16 protein-coding genes are annotated in these 17,512 nt (G+C 59.1%); 9 read left to right on the top strand and 7 right to left on the bottom strand.

Translation table 11 applies throughout. The features are described from left to right. The first annotated feature begins 85 nt into the window (after window positions 1–85). Genes BFV97_RS10015 through BFV97_RS09980 form a run of 8 tightly spaced genes read left to right on the top strand, consistent with a single transcriptional unit; the run spans window position 86 to window position 8,439 of the window. Entirely contained in the window at window positions 86–907 is an 822-nt protein-coding gene (locus BFV97_RS10015; RefSeq protein WP_069300212.1) for an FAD binding domain-containing protein, read from the top strand. Next, on the top strand, window positions 904–3,645 hold the full coding sequence (locus BFV97_RS10010; protein WP_069300211.1) for a molybdopterin-dependent oxidoreductase: 2,742 nt from the start codon (window positions 904–906) through the stop codon (window positions 3,643–3,645). The genes BFV97_RS10015 and BFV97_RS10010 overlap by 4 nt, the downstream gene beginning before the upstream one ends. Further along, window positions 3,638–5,059: a 6-hydroxynicotinate reductase gene (locus BFV97_RS10005; RefSeq protein ID WP_069300210.1), complete on the top strand. Its 1,422-nt coding sequence runs from the start codon at window positions 3,638–3,640 to the stop codon at window positions 5,057–5,059. Before BFV97_RS10010 ends, BFV97_RS10005 begins: the two co-directional genes overlap by 8 nt. Then, window positions 5,056–5,871 (top strand): UPF0280 family protein, encoded by an 816-nt coding sequence (locus BFV97_RS10000; protein WP_069300209.1) that lies wholly within the window; start codon window positions 5,056–5,058, stop codon window positions 5,869–5,871. The genes BFV97_RS10005 and BFV97_RS10000 overlap by 4 nt, the downstream gene beginning before the upstream one ends. Next, complete coding sequence (locus tag BFV97_RS09995) at window positions 5,864–6,448, top strand: amino acid synthesis family protein (protein WP_069300208.1); 585 nt, start codon at window positions 5,864–5,866, stop codon at window positions 6,446–6,448. Before BFV97_RS10000 ends, BFV97_RS09995 begins: the two co-directional genes overlap by 8 nt. Next, on the top strand, window positions 6,445–7,029 hold the full coding sequence (locus BFV97_RS09990; protein ID WP_069300207.1) for an amino acid synthesis family protein: 585 nt from the start codon (window positions 6,445–6,447) through the stop codon (window positions 7,027–7,029). The genes BFV97_RS09995 and BFV97_RS09990 overlap by 4 nt, the downstream gene beginning before the upstream one ends. Next, window positions 7,030–7,440, top strand: coding sequence for a MarR family winged helix-turn-helix transcriptional regulator (locus tag BFV97_RS09985; RefSeq protein ID WP_069300206.1), 411 nt, complete (start codon window positions 7,030–7,032; stop codon window positions 7,438–7,440). Window positions 7,441–7,497: 57 nt separating this feature from the next. Then, complete coding sequence (locus tag BFV97_RS09980) at window positions 7,498–8,439, top strand: fatty acid desaturase family protein (RefSeq protein ID WP_069300205.1); 942 nt, start codon at window positions 7,498–7,500, stop codon at window positions 8,437–8,439. A 185-nt stretch (window positions 8,440–8,624) separates the two neighbouring features. Here the strand turns inward: BFV97_RS09980 and BFV97_RS09975 are convergent, their stop codons facing one another. The 7 genes from BFV97_RS09975 to BFV97_RS09945 form a co-directional block, all read right to left on the bottom strand. Next, on the bottom strand, window positions 8,625–9,788 hold the full coding sequence (locus BFV97_RS09975; RefSeq protein WP_069300204.1) for an amidohydrolase family protein: 1,164 nt from the start codon (window positions 9,786–9,788) through the stop codon (window positions 8,625–8,627). Window positions 9,789–9,800: 12 nt separating this feature from the next. After that, window positions 9,801–10,496: an ABC transporter ATP-binding protein gene (locus tag BFV97_RS09970; protein ID WP_069300203.1), complete on the bottom strand. Its 696-nt coding sequence runs from the start codon at window positions 10,494–10,496 to the stop codon at window positions 9,801–9,803. Then, entirely contained in the window at window positions 10,489–11,205 is a 717-nt protein-coding gene (locus tag BFV97_RS09965) for an ABC transporter ATP-binding protein (protein WP_069300202.1), read from the bottom strand. Before BFV97_RS09965 ends, BFV97_RS09970 begins: the two co-directional genes overlap by 8 nt. Next, window positions 11,202–12,146, bottom strand: a complete 945-nt coding sequence (locus BFV97_RS09960; RefSeq protein ID WP_069300201.1) for a branched-chain amino acid ABC transporter permease — start codon at window positions 12,144–12,146, stop codon at window positions 11,202–11,204. Before BFV97_RS09960 ends, BFV97_RS09965 begins: the two co-directional genes overlap by 4 nt. Continuing rightward, window positions 12,143–13,069, bottom strand: coding sequence for a branched-chain amino acid ABC transporter permease (locus tag BFV97_RS09955; protein WP_069300200.1), 927 nt, complete (start codon window positions 13,067–13,069; stop codon window positions 12,143–12,145). The genes BFV97_RS09960 and BFV97_RS09955 overlap by 4 nt, the downstream gene beginning before the upstream one ends. Window positions 13,070–13,377: 308 nt before the next feature. Further along, on the bottom strand, window positions 13,378–14,661 hold the full coding sequence (locus BFV97_RS09950; RefSeq protein ID WP_069300199.1) for an ABC transporter substrate-binding protein: 1,284 nt from the start codon (window positions 14,659–14,661) through the stop codon (window positions 13,378–13,380). An 82-nt stretch (window positions 14,662–14,743) separates the two neighbouring features. Then, entirely contained in the window at window positions 14,744–16,108 is a 1,365-nt protein-coding gene (locus BFV97_RS09945) for a hypothetical protein (protein WP_069300198.1), read from the bottom strand. A 108-nt stretch (window positions 16,109–16,216) separates the two neighbouring features. On the opposite strand from BFV97_RS09945, the gene BFV97_RS09940 reads away from it, so the two are divergent. After that, on the top strand, window positions 16,217–17,443 hold the full coding sequence (locus tag BFV97_RS09940; RefSeq protein WP_069300197.1) for an NAD(P)/FAD-dependent oxidoreductase: 1,227 nt from the start codon (window positions 16,217–16,219) through the stop codon (window positions 17,441–17,443). The last annotated feature ends 69 nt before the right edge of the window (window positions 17,444–17,512 follow it).

Raw genomic sequence — 17,512 nt, 5'->3', positions numbered from 1 at the left:
ATTTGCGGGTGTTTCATGTTGACAGACTCACGTCGGCGGTTGTTTATTAGTATACAAATGAATAACCGCCGAGAGGTGCTGCCCCGTGTACTTCCAACCGACAACGCTGGATCAGGCTGTGCAGGATGCGCAGACCGAACGCGTGCGTATTCTGGCGGGCGGCACGGACTTTTATCCGATGCAGGGGGACCGACTGCCCGATGTGCCCATCCTTGACGTCACGCGGGTTGACGGCATGGCTGGCGTGACCCGCACAACGGACGGCTGGCGCATTGGCGGCGCGACCTGTTGGAGCGATCTTATCCGCGCGGATTTACCACCGGCTTTTGACGGTCTGAAAGCGGCCGCGAAAGAGGTGGGATCGGTGCAGATCCAAAACGCCGGAACCGTTGCGGGCAACCTCTGCAATGCATCGCCCGCGGCGGACAGCGTGCCACCGCTGCTGACATTGGACGCGCAGGTTGAACTGACCTCGACTTCCGGCAAGCGACTGATGCCATTGGCAGATTTCCTGCTGGGTGTGCGCAAAACCGCGCTTCGACAAGGGGAGATCCTGACCGCTGTTCATGTGCCCGATGTCAGAGCGGGGCACAGCGCCTTTCGCAAACTTGGCAGCCGCAAATATCTGGTGATCTCCATCGCGATGGTGGCTGTTCTGATCGAGGTGCAGTCCGGCAAAATCTGCAAGGCCCGTGTCGCGGTCGGCGCCTGTTCCCCTGTAGCGCAACGCCTGCCAGCGCTGGAGTCCGACCTCTGCGGTCAAGGGAAGGTGGCTGGGCTGGTCACACCGGACCATCTGTCAACGCTGACCCCGATTGACGATGTGCGCGGCTCTGCCAGCTACCGGCTGGAGGTGCTCGCCCCGATGATAGAACAAGCCATCACCGGATGTCTGGAGCAGCCATGAAAGACGCCGCCACCCCGGAAGGAATTGCCTTCACCCTGAACAACCAGCCGGTCCAATCCACCCTCGAACCGGGCGAGAGACTGTCTGCAACCCTGCGCGAAAGCCTCGGGGCGCGGGACGTCAAGATCGGTTGCAACGCGGGGGATTGCGGTGCCTGCACGGTTCTGGTGGATGGTGCGCCGGTCTGTGCCTGCCTGATGTCCACCGCGCAGGCGGCTGGGCGTCATGTGGAAACACTTGGCGGGTTGGTGAAAGGGGATGAAAACACCAAAGCACTGGCCGCTGCGTTCCAGAACCACGGCGCCGCCCAATGCGGGATATGCACGCCGGGTATGATGGTTGCGGCCACAGCCTATTTACGGAATAAAAACAGCACCGTAGAAGACGCGCTCGGCGGGGTGTTGTGTCGCTGCACCGGCTATCGGAAAATTCTTGACGCCGTGGCCGAAGCTGCAAGGGGCGGCGCTGCCCCGCTCCCTGTCTCCGGTAAAACAGGACAGTCGATCCGCAGGCTGGACGGGCTGGCCAAGGTAGAGGGGCGCGAATCCTTTGGCGATGATGTAGCCACGCCCGACACGCCGGTTATCCGCGTGATCCGTTCGCCCTTTGCCCGTGCCCGGTTCGAATTTGGCGATCTGGAAGGCTTCAAAACCCACACAGAGGGCGTTCTAACCGTGCTGAGCGCGGCTGACATCACAGGGCGCAACTGTTTCGGGGTGATCCCGCCCTTTGCGGACCAGCCGGTGTTTGCCGTGGCCGAAACCCGTTTTCGCGGAGAGGCGGTCGCTGCCGTGGTCGGCACACCGGAATTGATGGCGCGGTTTGATCCGGAAGATTTTCCTGTGACTTGGCAGGAATTGCCAGCGGTGATGGATTGTGCGACGGCAATGGCGAACGACGCCCCGCAACTGCATTCAGGGCGCAGCGGTAACGTCATGACCGGCGGTTTTGTGCAGTGCGGGGACGCAGATGCCGCGCTTGCGCAGGCGGCCCACAGCGTTTCCGGCGCATTCAGCACGGGTTTTGTAGAACACGCCTATATCGAACCCGAAGCCGGATTTGCCACGGTAAAAGACGGACGTGTAGAGATCTACGGCTGCACGCAAGCCCCTGTTATGGATCTGGATTCACTGGAAGAAATCCTCGGGGTCGGGCGAAGCCGCATTCGCATCAAACCCACGGCGGTCGGCGGGGGATTTGGCTCCAAACTGGATATTTCCATGCAGCCTTATCTGGCCCTCGCAGCCCTGAAAACCAATGGGCCGGTGCGTTTGGCCTATTCCCGCGCGGAATCCATGCAATCTACCACGAAACGGCATCCTGCCGACATCGAGTTGACCATTGGTGCGGATGAAAACGGGCGGCTGCAGGGGTTTCGCTTTGACGGGCTGTTCAACACGGGGGCCTATGCAAGCTGGGGGCCGACCGTGGCCAACCGTGTGCCGGTCCATGCCTCCGGTCCCTATCGCATTGCCGATTTCCGTGCTGAGGCGAAGGGCATTCACACCCATTGCCCGCCCTCAGGTGCGTTTCGCGGCTTTGGCGTGCCACAGGCCGCCATCGCGCAGGAGGTTCTGTTCGATGAACTTGCCGCCAAACTGGACATGGACCCGCTGGCGTTCCGCGAGCTGAACGCGCTGGAAAACGGTACGCCAACGGTCTGCGGGCAGGTGTTTGAACAGGGCGTCGGGATCAAAGCCTGTTTCAAAGCCCTTCGGGAGCCGTGGGCCAAAGCCACGGCGGATGCGGCGGCGTTCAACGCAAAAGGCGGTCCGATCCGTCGCGGCGTCGGGATCGCTGCGGGCTGGTACGGTTGCGGGAATACCTCTTTGCCGAACCCTTCGACGATCAAGTCGGGCGTGCGCAGGGACGGTAAAATCCTGCTACATCAGGGCGCGATGGACATCGGGCAGGGCGCAAATACCGTTATTTCCCAGATATTTGCACAAGCGCTCGGGGTGGATGTGAAGCACTTGCACCTGATCGGTGCGGACACAGATTTAACGCCGGATGCGGGCAAAACCAGTGCTTCGCGCCAGACGTTTGTGTCGGGCAATGCGGCACGCCTCTCCGGTCTGGCGCTGCGTGCGGAAATCCTGCGCCGCTGCAATGTGGACAGCGCCTCTGCTGTGATCGAACCGTCTGACGGCGCGCTGATTGTGCGGGACGGGTCCGCGCGGCATGAGGTTTCCCTGAGCGGCCTGCAGAGCGATGCAGAGGGTTATGTCCTGCGGGCCGAAGAAACCTATGATCCGCCAACCAAACCGCTCGATAAAGACGGGCAAGGTGTGCCTTATGCGCAATTCGGCTATGCGGCCCATCTGGCGGTTGTGGATGTGGACACCCGTTTTGGCACCGTGCATCCGGTACGCTTTGTGGCGGCCCACGATGTAGGTCACGCGGTGAACCCGATGCTGGTAGAAGGGCAGGTCCACGGCGGGATTGCGCAGGGTTTGGGCATGGCCCTGATGGAAGAGTATATTCCGGGGCGCACGGAAAACCTTCACGACTATCTGATCCCCACAATCGGGGATATTCCCCCGATTGAAACCCTGATCATCGAGGAACCGGATGCGCATGGTCCTTATGGCGCCAAGGGGCTGGGGGAGCATGTGCTGATCCCGACTGCCCCTGCCTTGATCAATGCCATCAACCGCGCCACAGGGGTGCAATTGCGGCAGGTTCCGGTTACGCCTTCCCGTCTGAAAGCCGCACTGAAGGAGGCGCGTCATGACTGAACGGGCTGCTGTCGAGAAAATCCGCTGCGATGCCTGTCCGGTGTTGTGTTATATCGCTGAAGGCCGCTCCGGTGCCTGTGACCGTTACGCAAATCACAATGGTGAACTGGTGCGGCTGGACCCTCTGACGGTGATCGAAAATGGTGGTCCGGCTGTGCCGTTTCTTCAAGGGGGCGAATGGGACGGCGACATTGTGCAAGGGTCGCGCCCGTTTGTGACGGCTATTGGTGCAGGTACCACTTATCCTGATTACAAGCCCGCGCCGTTTATCGTCTCGGCGGAAACGCAGGGTGTGGATATGGTGACGGTCGTGACCGAAGGGATTTTCAGCTATTGCGGGGTGAAGGTTAAAATCGACACGGACCGCCACATAGGCGAGGAACGGTCCATCGTGCGCGTGGACGGAGAGGCTATCGGCCATGTGATGACCAGCGAATATGGCAGCAAGATGCTATCCCTTGGCGGGGTAGACCACCTGACCGGAGGCTCCAAGAAGGAAGGTCGCGTCACTTGCGACGCTTTGTTGGCTTTGTGCAACTGCGAGCCGGTCGAGTTGGAAATAGACGATGGTTCCGTTGTAATTGTGCAAGCAGGTAAGGCGCCGATCATCAATGGAGAGCAGGAAAGGCTGATGCGGGTGGGTTGTGGTTCCGCCGCAATCGGCATGTTTGCGGCCCAGTGGAAGGGCCATGCGGATGAGGTGATTGTGGTGGACGATCATATCACCGGCGTCCTGTCCGAACATCAGGCTGGCGTGCTGCTGGACATCCCGCCAAGCGGCATTCGTGTGGTCGGTCGCCGCTCTACTCCGGGGCGGTATTTTCAGGTGGCCGAGCCGGGGACGGGATGGGGTGGCACCGATATTTCCGACCCGCTGAAGGTGATCAAAACCGTGAACCCCAAAGTGGCATGGCCCGGATTGCGGCTATTCATGATTTCCACCACCGGAGAGCAATGGGCCTATTTCGAGCTGGACGAGGATCTTGTGCCCCAACCCGCTGAAGCACCCGCCGCGCTGCGGGCCAGTGCGGAACGGGTGGCGGAGAATTGCGAACCTTCGGTCTGTTCGGTGCTGTTCATGGGCGGTGCAGGGGGATCGTTGCGGGCGGGGGTGACGGAAAATCCGGTAAAGCTGACCCGATCCGTGCGCGATACGCTGACACAGGTGACGATTGGCGGGGCCGAGGCCTATCTCTGGCCGGGAGGGGGCATCACCGTGATGGCCGATGTGACGCAAATGCCATCCAACGCTTTTGGCTATGTGCCGACGCCAGCCCTTGTCGCGCCGATCGAATTTACCATGCGCCGCAGCGATTATATTGCTTTGGGCGGCTATGAGTCCGAGATCCGCAAGGTTGACGCGGTGCTGGATGGCAAGGAACGCCGCATCGGTGGCGCAAAGGCGGCGGAATGATCGCAGCACGAATTTCCAGCGACAGGTTGCATCTGCAACACGGGCCGATTGATCTGATCATCGGCGTGGACGGCGACCGCGCGGCGGCTTTTGCTGCTGCTGAGGCGCGTTTTGCGACGATCCTTGACGAACTGGTGGCCGAGTTGCCCCTGTTGCGTAAACCGATGCCGGTGGCTCTGCGCGGGCATGTGGCACAACGAATGGCGCGGGCATCGTCTGGCTATCAGGATTTCATAACGCCGATGGCTGCTGTTGCTGGGGCTGTTGCGGATGAAATCCTAACCGCGATCCGCACGCAAACACGCCCCGAAAGGGCCTACGTGAACAACGGCGGAGACATCGCCGTGTTTCTGGCCAAAGGGCAGAGGTTTGACGTGGGTATTGCCGGTCTGGATGCAACGGCGCTCGGGAAGGTGACACTGCACAGCGGTGACGGAATTGGCGGAATTGCCACCAGCGGGCAGGGCGGGCGCAGCCTGTCGCTGGGCATTGCGCAAAGCGTGACGGTTCTGGCGGATTGCGCGGCGGTCGCGGATGCTGCCGCGACTCTGATTGCCAACAGGGTTGATTTGCCCGACCATCCCGCTATCACGCGGGAGAGCGCAGACCGGCTGGACCCTGACAGCGATCTGGGCAAGCGTATGGTTGTGACGGGATGCGGCCCCTTGGGGGTAAGGGATAAAAGGCGCGCCTTGGAATATGGCGCGCAATTTGCGCAGGATTTATGGGCGCAGGGACGCATAAAAGCGGCTTACCTGTTGGTGCAGGGAGAAAGCCGCGTGATCGGAACAGAGGAGCTGGCACATGCCTGACGTAGTGGTTCGCAAGATTATGACAACGATGGAGGAGATCCATCACGAATTCGGCCCCGAACCGGAGGTGCCCCTGCGTCGCGTTGCAGCCGTGGCCGTGATTAAAAACCCGTTCGCGGGAAAGTATGTTGCTGATATTGCAGGGTTTATGGAAGACCTCAAACCCCTTGGCTTAACGATGGCGCAAAAGGCGCTGGCGCTGTTGGGCGGGGATGCTTCGGTGGTTGAGGGCTATGGCAAGGGCTCTATTGTGGGCACCGCCGGAGAGTTGGAACACGGTGCGCTCTGGCATGCGCCGGGGGGCTATGCCATGCGCGAATTGCTCGGGGATGCGGCGGCGATTGTGCCTTCGACAAAAAAGGTCGGTGCGGCGGGGACACGGCTGGACGTGCCGATCACCCATATCAACGCTTCCTATGTGCGCAGCCATTTTGATGCGATGGAAATCGGTATGAATGACGCGCCCCGCGCTGATGAGTTGGCCTTTATTCTGGTGATGAGCACGGGTGCCCGTATTCATGCACGGGTCGGTGGTCTGGCGGCAGAGGAGATTACAGGGAAGGACGGGTTGAGATGAGCCTGAAGATCAGAAAAACCGCTGTTTGGGTGGAAGAAACCCATCTGGAAATGGGCCGCGAGATTTCGCCGCCCACGCGCAAGGCAGTGGCAGTTGCGGTGATCGAAAATCCCTTCGCAGGTAGCTATGCCGAAGACCTTACACCGCTGATGGATATGGGCGCGGAACTGGGTGGTCTGCTCGGGGAGCGTTGCGTGCAGGCGCTGGGGATCACGCCGGAGCAGGCGGAAAGCTATGGTAAATCCGCGATGGTGGGTGAAAACGGCGAACTGGAACATGCCGCTGCGATCCTGCATCCCAAATTGGGCGCACCCCTGCGCAAAGCGGTTGAAAAAGGGGCGGCTTTGGTGCCCTCGTCAAAAAAAATGGGCGGGCCGGGGCAGGATCTGGACGTGCCGCTGGGCCATAAGGACGCGGCTTACGTGCGCAGCCATTTCGACGGGGTAGAGGTGCGGATGAGTGATGCGCCCCGCGCCAATGAAATCCTTGTGGCTGTCGCGGTGACGGACAGCGGGCGCCCGTTGCCCCGTGTTGGCGGGCTGACCCACGAAGAGGCTGAAGGCAAGGACGGGTTGCGCTGAATGGCATACCGTTTGGACGAACAGATCGGTTATATCCTGCGGCTGGCGAACCAGCGGCACGGGCTGATCTTTAACAAACACTCTGAACTGGGGCTGACCCCGACCCAGTTTGCCGCCCTTGTGCGGATCGGGGAAATGGGGGCCTGTTCACAGAACCTTCTGGGGCGGCGTACGGCGATGGATGTGGCTACGATCAAGGGCGTTGTGACGCGGTTGAAAGCCAAAGGGTTCATCCAACTTAGCCCTGATCCCGGTGACAAAAGACGCACGGTTGTGTCGCTGAGCGCGCAAGGCCAGGAGGTGATCGACCAGCTTCATGCCTTTGGCGAGAAGGTGACAGAGGAAACCCTGTCGCCCCTGAACGAGCCGGAACGCAAGGTTTTTCTGGACATGTTGAAGCGTCTGACGTGATCTGTTGGGGAGGGCAGGGCCAGAGCGGTCGCTGCGCCTGTTTGACGGGAGGACGTGATGACACCGGGTCGTGCTTATCTGAATACAGAGGAAATCCGCAGCTTTAATGGCCGCTCTGATCTTTGGGGCGCGTGGCTGGTGCTGCATTGCTGGGGGGTGATCGCGCTGGCGCTGGCGCTGTTTGCGCTCTGGCCCAATGTGCTGACCTTCGTACTGGCGGTGATGCTGATCGGCTCGCGCCAGTTGGGGCTGGCAATCCTGATGCATGAAGCGGCCCATGTGGCCCTGTTCAAGACGCGGAAATATAACGAGTTCGCGGGGGAGTGGCTGTGCGGGCGGCCGATCCTTGCGGATATGTTTGAATACCGCCGCTATCATCTGAAGCACCACCAGCACACCCAGACCGAAAAAGATCCGGACCTGAACCTGTCCCGCGCCTTTCCAACCACCAAGGCCAGCCTGCGGCGCAAGCTGCTGCGCGATATTACCGGGCAGACCGGATTTCGCCAGCGCAGCCAGCAGATCATGATGGCCTTCAAACTGGCAGGGGAAGCAGAGGGCATGACCCGTCAGGATCTGGCGCAGGCGTTTTCCGGTCCGGTTCTCGGGCGTGCGCTGATTGCCAACGGGGTGATTTTTGGGGTGATGTGGGCTATTGGCGCGTGGTGGTGGTGGTTTGCGTTCTGGGCGCTGCCGCTGTTGACGTGGTTTCAGTTGGTGCTGCGGGTGCGCAATATTGCCGAACATGGCGTGGTAGAGTTTTCTGACGATCCCCTGCGCAACGTGCGCACCACCAAAGCGGGACCGTTGATGCGGCTGTTTCTGGCGCCGTACTGGGTAAATTACCATCTGGAGCATCATCTGATCATGCATGTACCCTGTCGGCATTTGCCACGGTTGCACCGGCTGATGCTGGAGAAGGGTTATGGCGATAAAATGCGGATCGGGCGGAACTACTGGGACGTGCTGAAACTGGCGGCATCCCGTCCGGCGGGATGAAGGGATGGCGGGTAGTTAGATGGCGGGATTTCTTAACAGAGGGTTAATTTAGACCCTGCAAATATGAAGCGTCATACAAGACGCGTCTTCCAAGACGCTTCAATAATGAAGCTTCATATAAGACGCTTCATTATTGCAGGGTGATCAGACCTATGTTCGCTTGAACCCCTGACCCCAACAAGGTTTCAGCTTACAACCTCGGGCAACCTGTTCGCAGGCGGGGTGTTGCGGGACCGTCCCGATGTCACCTTGCCGTCAATGATCGTCATTCCGACCCCGGGCAGGTTGCCCAGTTCAATGCTTTCCAGAATATGCTTGCCCGGTGCATGTTGTGCCTGATCCATCAGCACGAAATCCGCAGCCTTGCCCACTTCGATCAGGCCGGTGTCCAGCTCTCGCCGCCGCCCCGTGTTGCCATTGGCAAAGCAAAAGGCGGTTTCGGCTTTCACGTTCCCGAGCGAGGACAGCATCGCCACCATCCGCAGGATACCAAGGGGTTGCACCCCTGACCCCGCCGGACCGTCCGTGCCGAGGATCACTTGATCCAGCTTGCCCAACTCCCGTGCGGTGTTCAGCGTCAGCAGGGCCGCCCGTTCATTGCCGTTGTGCACGATCTCCAGCGCTGCGGTGCAATTCTCACACAGGCAAATGATCTGATCGTCGGGCAGGGCGGAGTGTCCGCCGTTGATATGGCCGACCACATCCGTGCCGGTTTCAAGCACCATATCCGCATCAATCAGGCCGGAACCGGGAATGGACGGCCCGCCGGTGTGGATCGTGGACTGTATCCCGTATTTGCGCGCCCAGCTGACCATCTGTTGCGCAGTCTTGCCATCCTTCACGGTGCCAAGCCCCACTTCGCCCAGCAACTTGACACCTGCACTGGCCAGTTCCTTAAAGTCCTCTTCCACCATACCGTGTTCGATCACCGGCGCACCAGCGTGGACTTTCATACCGGAGGGGCGAAAGTTTTCGTACCAGCGCTGGGCGGCAATCGCCATCGCTTTCAACCCCACCACATCTTTGGGGCGGCCCGGCATATGCACTTCGCCCGCTGAAATCAGCGTGGTGACACCGCCGTGCAGGGTGCTGTCGATCCAGTGCAACTGCTGCTGGCGCGGGGTATAATCCCCGACAACGGGGTGGATGTGACTGTCGATCAGACCGGGGGCGAGCGTGACTCCATTGGCATCTACGATCGTATCGGCCTGATCTATGTCCATCTCGGCTCCGCGGCCGATTTCGCTGATCTTGCCGTCAATGGCGATGATGCAATCCGCGTCCAGAATCGGCTCTTCGATCCGGCCCGAGAGCATTAATCCGATGTTCTTGATCACTGTCTTTTCCATGGGCTCTCTCCTCTATACGCCAAGGTAATGGTGTAGCTTTTCGGGGTTTTCGCGCAGCGCACCCGTGTCTGTCGTCTCTAGCGAGCGGCCGTTTTCCACAAACACCACCTGATCGGCAATGTTCAGAACCGCATCAATGCGCTGTTCCACCAGAACAACCGCCAGATTGCGGGATTTCATCTGCAAGACCACGTCACGGATCAGATCAATCATAGAGGGTTGCAGCCCCTCGGTCGGTTCATCCAGCAGCAACACTTTGGGACGCAAGCACAGGGCACGCCCCATTGCCAGCATCTGCTGTTCACCCCCTGAAAGCGTATCCGCCTGTTGCCTCAACCGTTCGCGCAGGCGGGGGAACAGGTCCAGCACCTCTTCACGCGTGGCGGCCTTGTCCTTGGTGTGGAGCAACCCCACCTCCAGATTTTGCGCCACGGTCAGTTCGGAAAACAACCGCCGGCCTTGGGGAACATAGGCGATGCCGGATTTTGGCACGCCGTGGGGCGGCAGGTCGGACAGGGTCACACCGTCCAGCGTCACAGAACCGGCTGTCAGGGGCAACATGCCCATGATCGCCTTGAGCGTGGTAGTTTTGCCCGCCCCGTTGCGCCCCATAATGCAGGTGATTTCCCCCGCTTTCGCGGTCAGCGATACATCAAACAGTACCTGAACACGGCCATAGCCCGACTGGATATGTGAAAGTTCAAGCATGTCCGCTCCCCAGATAGGCCTCTTGTACGGCGGTATTGGCGCGGATTTCCTGTGGCGTGCCATTGGCCAGAACCATCCCCTGATCCAGTACGGTGATGTATTCCGCCACCTCCATCACCACATTCATATTATGTTCGATCAACAGGATTGTGGTTTCTGCATCCAGCGTTTTGATCAGCGTGTTGAACTCTTCCACTTCGGATTCCGCCAGCCCTTGGGTCGGTTCATCCAGAATGAACAGGCGCGGTTCCTGTGCCAGACCCATGCCGATTTCAAGGATGCGCTGATGGCCGTAGGACAGATCGCCTGCCATCTGATCGGCGCGGTCGCTTATGTTAAGACGGCTTAGAACCTCATCCGTTTTGGCGCGCACCGCGGCTTTGTTCCGGCCCAATCCGCGCCGTGCGGCCAGTGCCACATTCTCGCGCACCGGAAGCCCCGGAAACACTGAAGTGATCTGGAAGGTATAGGCCATGCCCCGCTCGATCCGCTTGTGGGCGGGAAGGGCTGTTACGTCCTGCCCGTCAAACGTCACCGTGCCACGGGTGGCCGGAATGCGCCCGCAGATCATGCCGACAAAGGTGGATTTTCCCGCCCCGTTCGGCCCGATAATGGCGCGGGTCTGGCCTGCTGGCAGATCGAAATCCACATCCGTATTGGCCTTCACACCGGCATAGGCTTTGGTCAGTCCGCGTGTAGTCAGAATCATGGCAGCCACCTTAGGAAACGGGTCCGGATCGTGCCGACAATGCCGTGGGGCAGAAACAGTGTAACCAGCACCAGTGTCACACCAACCACCAGCAAATAAGCCTCGGTTTTGCCAGAGGCGTAGTCGATCAGGTAGAACATGAACAAGGCACCGACAAAGGGGCCGACCGTTGTGCCAGCCCCACCGACCAGCACCCAGAGCAGGGGGAAGATCGAATATTGCACGGTGGCAAAGGTCGCCCCCGCGTAGCCGAACAACAGCGCGTATGTCGCACCCGAAGCGCCCGAAACAACACCCGACACGATCACCGCCTTCAGCTTGATCGCGGTGACGTTATAGCCGAGCATCCGCGCCCGTTCCTCATTCTCGCGAATGGCCACTAATGTCCGCCCGAACGGCGCGCGGATCATATAGGCCAGCCCGAGCAGCGTGACCGAGAACAGTACCAGCGCACAGAAATACCGCACGCCCGGATCGCTCAGGTCATACCCCGCGATCTGGCGGCTTGCCTGTTGCAGGGCAAAGCCCTCGTCTCCACGGGTGTATTTGCCAAAGTAGAGGATCGTCAGATAGCCTGCCTGCGCGAACATCAGTGTCACGATCATAAAGGCAACGCCCGTGGTGCGCAGGATCAGAAACCCGATCACCGCAGAGACCACAAGGGCAGCGATCAGTCCGGCGGCAAAGGCAGGCAGCGGCGTCCAGTCCGCCAGATGCATCGTCAGCCCAAGCCCGTAGAGACCGGCAGAAAAGAACAGCGCATGGCCAAGGGACAGCAGCCCCGTGTAGCCGAACAGCAGGTTGTACCCCATTGCGTAGATGGCAATGACCATAACACTGGCCAGATTGCCCGAATGATAGGCGGGCAGCACAAAATAAGCCAGCGCAAGCAGGCCGATCAACCCGAAATGAAGCCCGTGGGTCTTTCCTGTATCGCTCATGATGTGGACTTCCCGAGCAGACCTTTTGGACGGAACACAAGCACCATTGCCACCACCAGTGTGGCAAAAATCTTGGCCAGCGTCGGCGTGAAGAAGACCGAAATAATCCCGTCCGCCATTCCGATCAGAATGGCCGCAATAATGGTGCCGGGCAGAGAGCCTAGCCCGCCGATAATCACGACGATAAAGGATAAAAGCAGCGGATCATGCCCCATCAGGTAATAGGCCTGCTGGATCGGCACCACCAGAACCGCACCGATAGCAGCCAGCCCTGCGCCCAGTCCAAAGACGACCGAATAAACGGTTTTGACAGGGATACCAAAGGCTTGTGCCATATCACTGTCCTGTTGGGTAGCGCGCATCACCAGCCCCGCCTTGGTGCGGGTAATGGCCAGCCAGAGGGTAATCAGGATCACAACGGCGGCTGCAATGACGAACAGTTTGTAAGATGTGGTTGAAAGCCCCCAAGGAAAGTAGACTTCAAACCCGTTTTCGCCCCATTCAAACCACGGCAGGGCAATGCGCGTGTTGAACGGCGGCTCCACGGGACGGGCATCCGGACCAAAGGTCATCAGCGTGGTTTGTTGCAGGATATACAGCGTGCCGATGGTGGCAACGATGGTGCGTTCGGGATCATAGTTGATATGGCGCAGGATCAGCCTGTCCACCCCAGCCGCAAGCAGCCCCACCAGCAGAGGCGCAATCAGCAGCGCCGCAATAAAGCCAAGCGCGGGATGGGCACCGACACTGGTGGCGATAAACCACGCCAGCACAGCGCCGACCATGTAGAATTCGCCGTGGGCCACATTGACCACGCGCATCACGCCGAAGACGATGCTTAGCCCCATAGCGGTGAGTGCCAGAACAGCGGCGGTGGTTGCGCCCTCTAGTGAGGCAAGCAAAAGGTGGGGGCCAAACTCCATCGGTTAGCCCCACATGCCGGTGGCGGGCGGTGTGGCAACTGATTTGCAAAACAGTGCGTTATCGCACAGATTCTGAAACCCGCGGATTGTATGAATAGTATATGAAACTGGGGGCATTAGCGGCTTTCGACACAAGCGGTGATCGTCTTTTGATAAGGGCGGCACATTGAATGCCCCGTCCCGTTTGCAAGTGATAAGGCGCGCCACTGAGCGGTTATGTGGCAGTTCCGCCTTGGGGGGCCACCCGGCGTGTGCGTGCAGGGTGGCTCTCCGTGTTTGCGCCATTCTTGGCGGATCGCAAGCTCGGTTCAGAAGCTTTGTGTGGTGTAATCCACTTCGTCTTCATACAGCGTATCTTCGATGGAAGATGTATGGGCCAGAACCAGTTTGCCGCTGTCCACCTTGGATATATACTGGTGGCCAAAGGTCTGGTGCGTTTTACCGTTAAAGCGTTTCGCCCCCTGCGGATGATCGTCCGACAGCGGCATGTCCGTCATCTCCTCAATCGCTTCGATCAGTTTGGACCGGTCGGCTGTGCCTTTGTAATCGGCAGCCTCCATCCCGCGTTTGATGATGTTCAGGGTCTCCCAGCAGCCAAACATATGGGAATAGGTCGAGACATCCTTGGCATCAGACACAGACGCGCCGTTGTCATCCACGCCCACAGCCTCGCGGTACAGTTTGTCATGGCTCGACTGGTCCGCCTGCGCATAGCGCGGGTTGCCTTCCCAGAAATAGGTGCCTTCAAGAAATTCCAGACCGGGCGAGTTGATGTCCACCGCCTCCAGACTGTCGAGGAAACCGAAGATTTCCGGCTTGGAGGGGCCAAAGAACTCGCCCATCTCCTTCACGAAGGTCAGAACAGCAGGGCCGATCATCACGTGGTAAATCACCTCTGTGTCCCGCGGGATTTTCGGGAAATACTTGGTGAAAGAGGTCTCACTGGGCGGAATGGCGATCTTGGCTACAACCTCGCCCCCCTGTTTTTCAATCGCCTCAGAGAAATAATCACGGTGATCATGCCCGAACGCAAAATCGGGATAGATCATGGTGACTTTCTTGCCGAGATTATTTGCAACAAACGGTGCCATCGCCTGAACCTGCGATTTCACATCCGTAATGCCGGGTTGCATGGTCCAGCGGTTCAACGCGCCAGAGGCGACGTGATGGCCTTCGGAAACCACGAAATACGGCAGTTTCAATTCGCCCGCACGGGGGGCCGATCCGTAAACCACATGGGAAAACAGCGTCCCGAACCCGATGTCGCAATTGTGTTGGGTTGCGAATTTCTCAACCACTTCGGCACCCCGTTTGGGGTCGGTGCCATCGTCTTCTGCAATGATCTCGACAGGGCGGCCGTTGATCCCGCCCGCATCGTTGATCCGCTTTACAGCGGCGGTGGTCGTGCGGTCATACCAACGCCCGTAGGATGCACCAATGCCGGTGCGGTGGACCTGAAAACCGATGCGAATAGGCTCTGAACTTTGGGCTTGGGCATAGCGCCCCAAGAGGGGGGTCGCGGCGGCGGCGGCTGCTGTTCCAAGCAGGGTGCGGCGCGTCAACGTAGGGGTAGGCTTAATCAATTTTCTCATTGGAACCTCCGAGTCGTCTGTTGGTGGGTTAGTCTTTTTTCGTCAAGTCTGTATGTACACTAACAATTTGTCTACATTTTTTTTACGCCCCCTTTGGTGTCGCCAAAAGCCACAACCCCAGAATAGTATAGCCGATCATAAAGGCCGAGAGAGGGATCTGACTGATCAGGATTCCCCGTCGGGTCGCAAAATATTCGCTGGCGATACGGTGGGACAGGAGGATGGCCAGCACATGGCCAAACACAATCGCCCCCGCCTGACTGAGGAAAATCATCCGCACGGTTGCGGTGGTGTTGAAGAAACCTGTGGATACGAAAAACGGCCCGAGGTTCAGGTAATCCGCGCCACGGCCCAGCGGGTTGGACAGGGCCACCAGCGCGTGTTGGCCATCCACCAGCAGGGCAGGCAGGAAATGGGCGAAATGATAGGCCAGTGCAATCGGCAGAATGGTTAACGCCTGACGGCGAAACAGATGTCCGGTTTGTCCCTGCGGTGCGGTCATCCAGACGCAGACGTAAAAAATCACGCAAAGACAGATGTTTGTCAGGATCAACCCGACAAGGGTCTCGGTGATAATGGCCGATCTGCCCGGAAACTCCAGCGGGTTAATGCCAAGCTGCACCAGCCAGAAAAAGGTCTCGTTCAAACCGTCAAACGTGCCGGTGCCAAGCAGCACCAGTGCGAAAACCGCCAGTGAGAGCGGTGGCACGCCGGACTCTGCAATCCGCCAGCCCGGTGCACCGATGCGAAGCGCGCCATTGCGCCGGAGCGGAGAGATTTTGGCGATCAGGCCGATGAAGACGGTAAGGAATTCGCCTTGTTGCAACCATCTCTGCCCCCCGAACACCATCATCATCACAAAGGTGAACATCCAGTAAAGAACCGCCAAAGTCGCCAGAAGCCGCGGGTCGGTAGCATGGGAGCTGGCAATCCCAAAACCGTTGAACGCCATCAAAAGAACAACCGCAGGCCAGTGCCCGACCCAAGCCGGCAGGTGCAGCAGCGGCGTGGAATCCCCGCCCGATACCAGACGGAACAGCCCGCTCCACGGGTTGAGCCAGACCCACAAATTGCCAAACAAACCGCAAAGGATCACGAAACCGATCCAGAACACCGTCCAGACCCCCAGCGTCATCAGATTGGCCAAGGGATCATAAGGGCCGAACAACCCAAGCCAGACGAGGCCGAGAAACACAGCCGTCGACAACAGGCTTAACAGGACGGGTGCGGGTGCGGGCAGATCAAACAGGCGGATGCTGCGAAACAGCCCCGCCAGCGCCGCATGGTTCATCATCGCGGCCAGTATCACTGTGGCCAGCACCGCCAGTCCGCCGGAAATGATATAGATTTCAGTGGGCAACAGCAGGATCAGACCTTGCTGACCCGCATGGGCGAAGGCGGCGGCGGGCGCAAGAAGAAGGACAGACAACAGCCGGATCTTAATCATGGGGGGACGTTAGAAAACTATTTCGGGTTTGAACAGCTATAGTCTGGGCTTGTGTCGCTGCCAGCCCCAAGCTACGCCTTTGCAACGGGAACAGGGAAGGGAACAGACATGGCTGCGGGCATCTATCCGAAGACACCGAAACATGACTCCTATGACGTGGTCATAGTGGGCGGCGCGATTTATGGCGCCTCTATTTCGTGGTGGCTGACGGAAATGTCAGGGTTTGACGGGCGTATTCTGGTTGTGGAACGGGACGCAAGCTATGAGTTTTGTTCAACCGTTCACACCAACAGCTGCATGCGCCAGCAGTTCAGCCGTGCAATCAATATCCAGATCTCGCAGTTTGGCGCGGAATTTGTCAACAACTTCAAGGCGTTCATGGGGGGTGATGATCGCGTTCCCGATCTTGTGCTGCAGAACTTCGGGTATTTGTACCTCGCAGATACGCCGGAATTTGCCCGAACATTGCAGGACGTGCAGCGGCTTCAGGCACAGAAAGGCGCAGGGACGCGGCACATGTCAGCGGCGGAACTGGCGGCGGAATATCCGTTTTATCAGCTCGATGATATTCTGGCCGCGAACCACAATACGGTGAATGAGGGCTATTTTGACGGCGGCACAATGTTCGACTGGTGGAAGAAATCCGGTCGGGAACGGGGCGTGGAATATATCGAAAACGAGGTGGTCGGGCTGGGCTGTTCTGTCGCAGGGGATTGCGTGGAGTCTGTGACGCTCCGGTCGGGGGAGGTGGTGTCTTGCGGGACGGTGGTGAACGCATCCGGCCCGCGTGCGGCGCAAACGGCGGCGATGGCGGGCATTGACCTTCCGGTGGAGCCGCGCAAACGCTACACCTATATTTTCGCAGCAGAACAACCGCTTGACCGCGACCTGCCGCTGACAATCGACCCAAGCGGCGTGCATTTCCGCACCGACGGGCGATATTATATGGCGGGCTGTCCGCCGGAACCCGAAGATGACCACGCCGTTTTGCCGGATGATTTTGTCGCGGATCACGGGTTGTGGGAAAACAAGGTCTGGCCCGCCATTGCCAACCGGATTCCCCAGTTTGAGGCGATTAAACTGGTGAACAGTTGGGTCGGCCATTACGCCTATAATACGCTGGACCAGAACGCAGTGGTGGGGCGGCATCCCCATGTGACAAACTTTGTGTTTGCCAACGGGTTTTCCGGTCATGGTTTGCAACAATCCCCCGCGCTTGGCCGTGGGGTGGCAGAGTTGATCTCTTACGGGGAATACCGTTCGCTCGACCTGACGCCTTTCGGGTTCGAGCGGATTGAAAACAAGCAGAGTTTCGACGAAAAGGCGGTGATTTGAACCGTCCCTGCGGCGATACAACTTGAAAGTCGCCGCGCGTGAACCGATACGAAGAATGAAAGTTAAGAG

It is taken from the genome of Neptunicoccus sediminis, from assembly GCF_001719615.1.
Taxonomy (GTDB): Bacteria; Pseudomonadota; Alphaproteobacteria; order Rhodobacterales; family Rhodobacteraceae; genus Amylibacter; species Amylibacter sediminis.
Note: the sequence above shows the minus strand (reverse complement) of the source record. Positions and strands in the feature narration are given on the sequence as shown.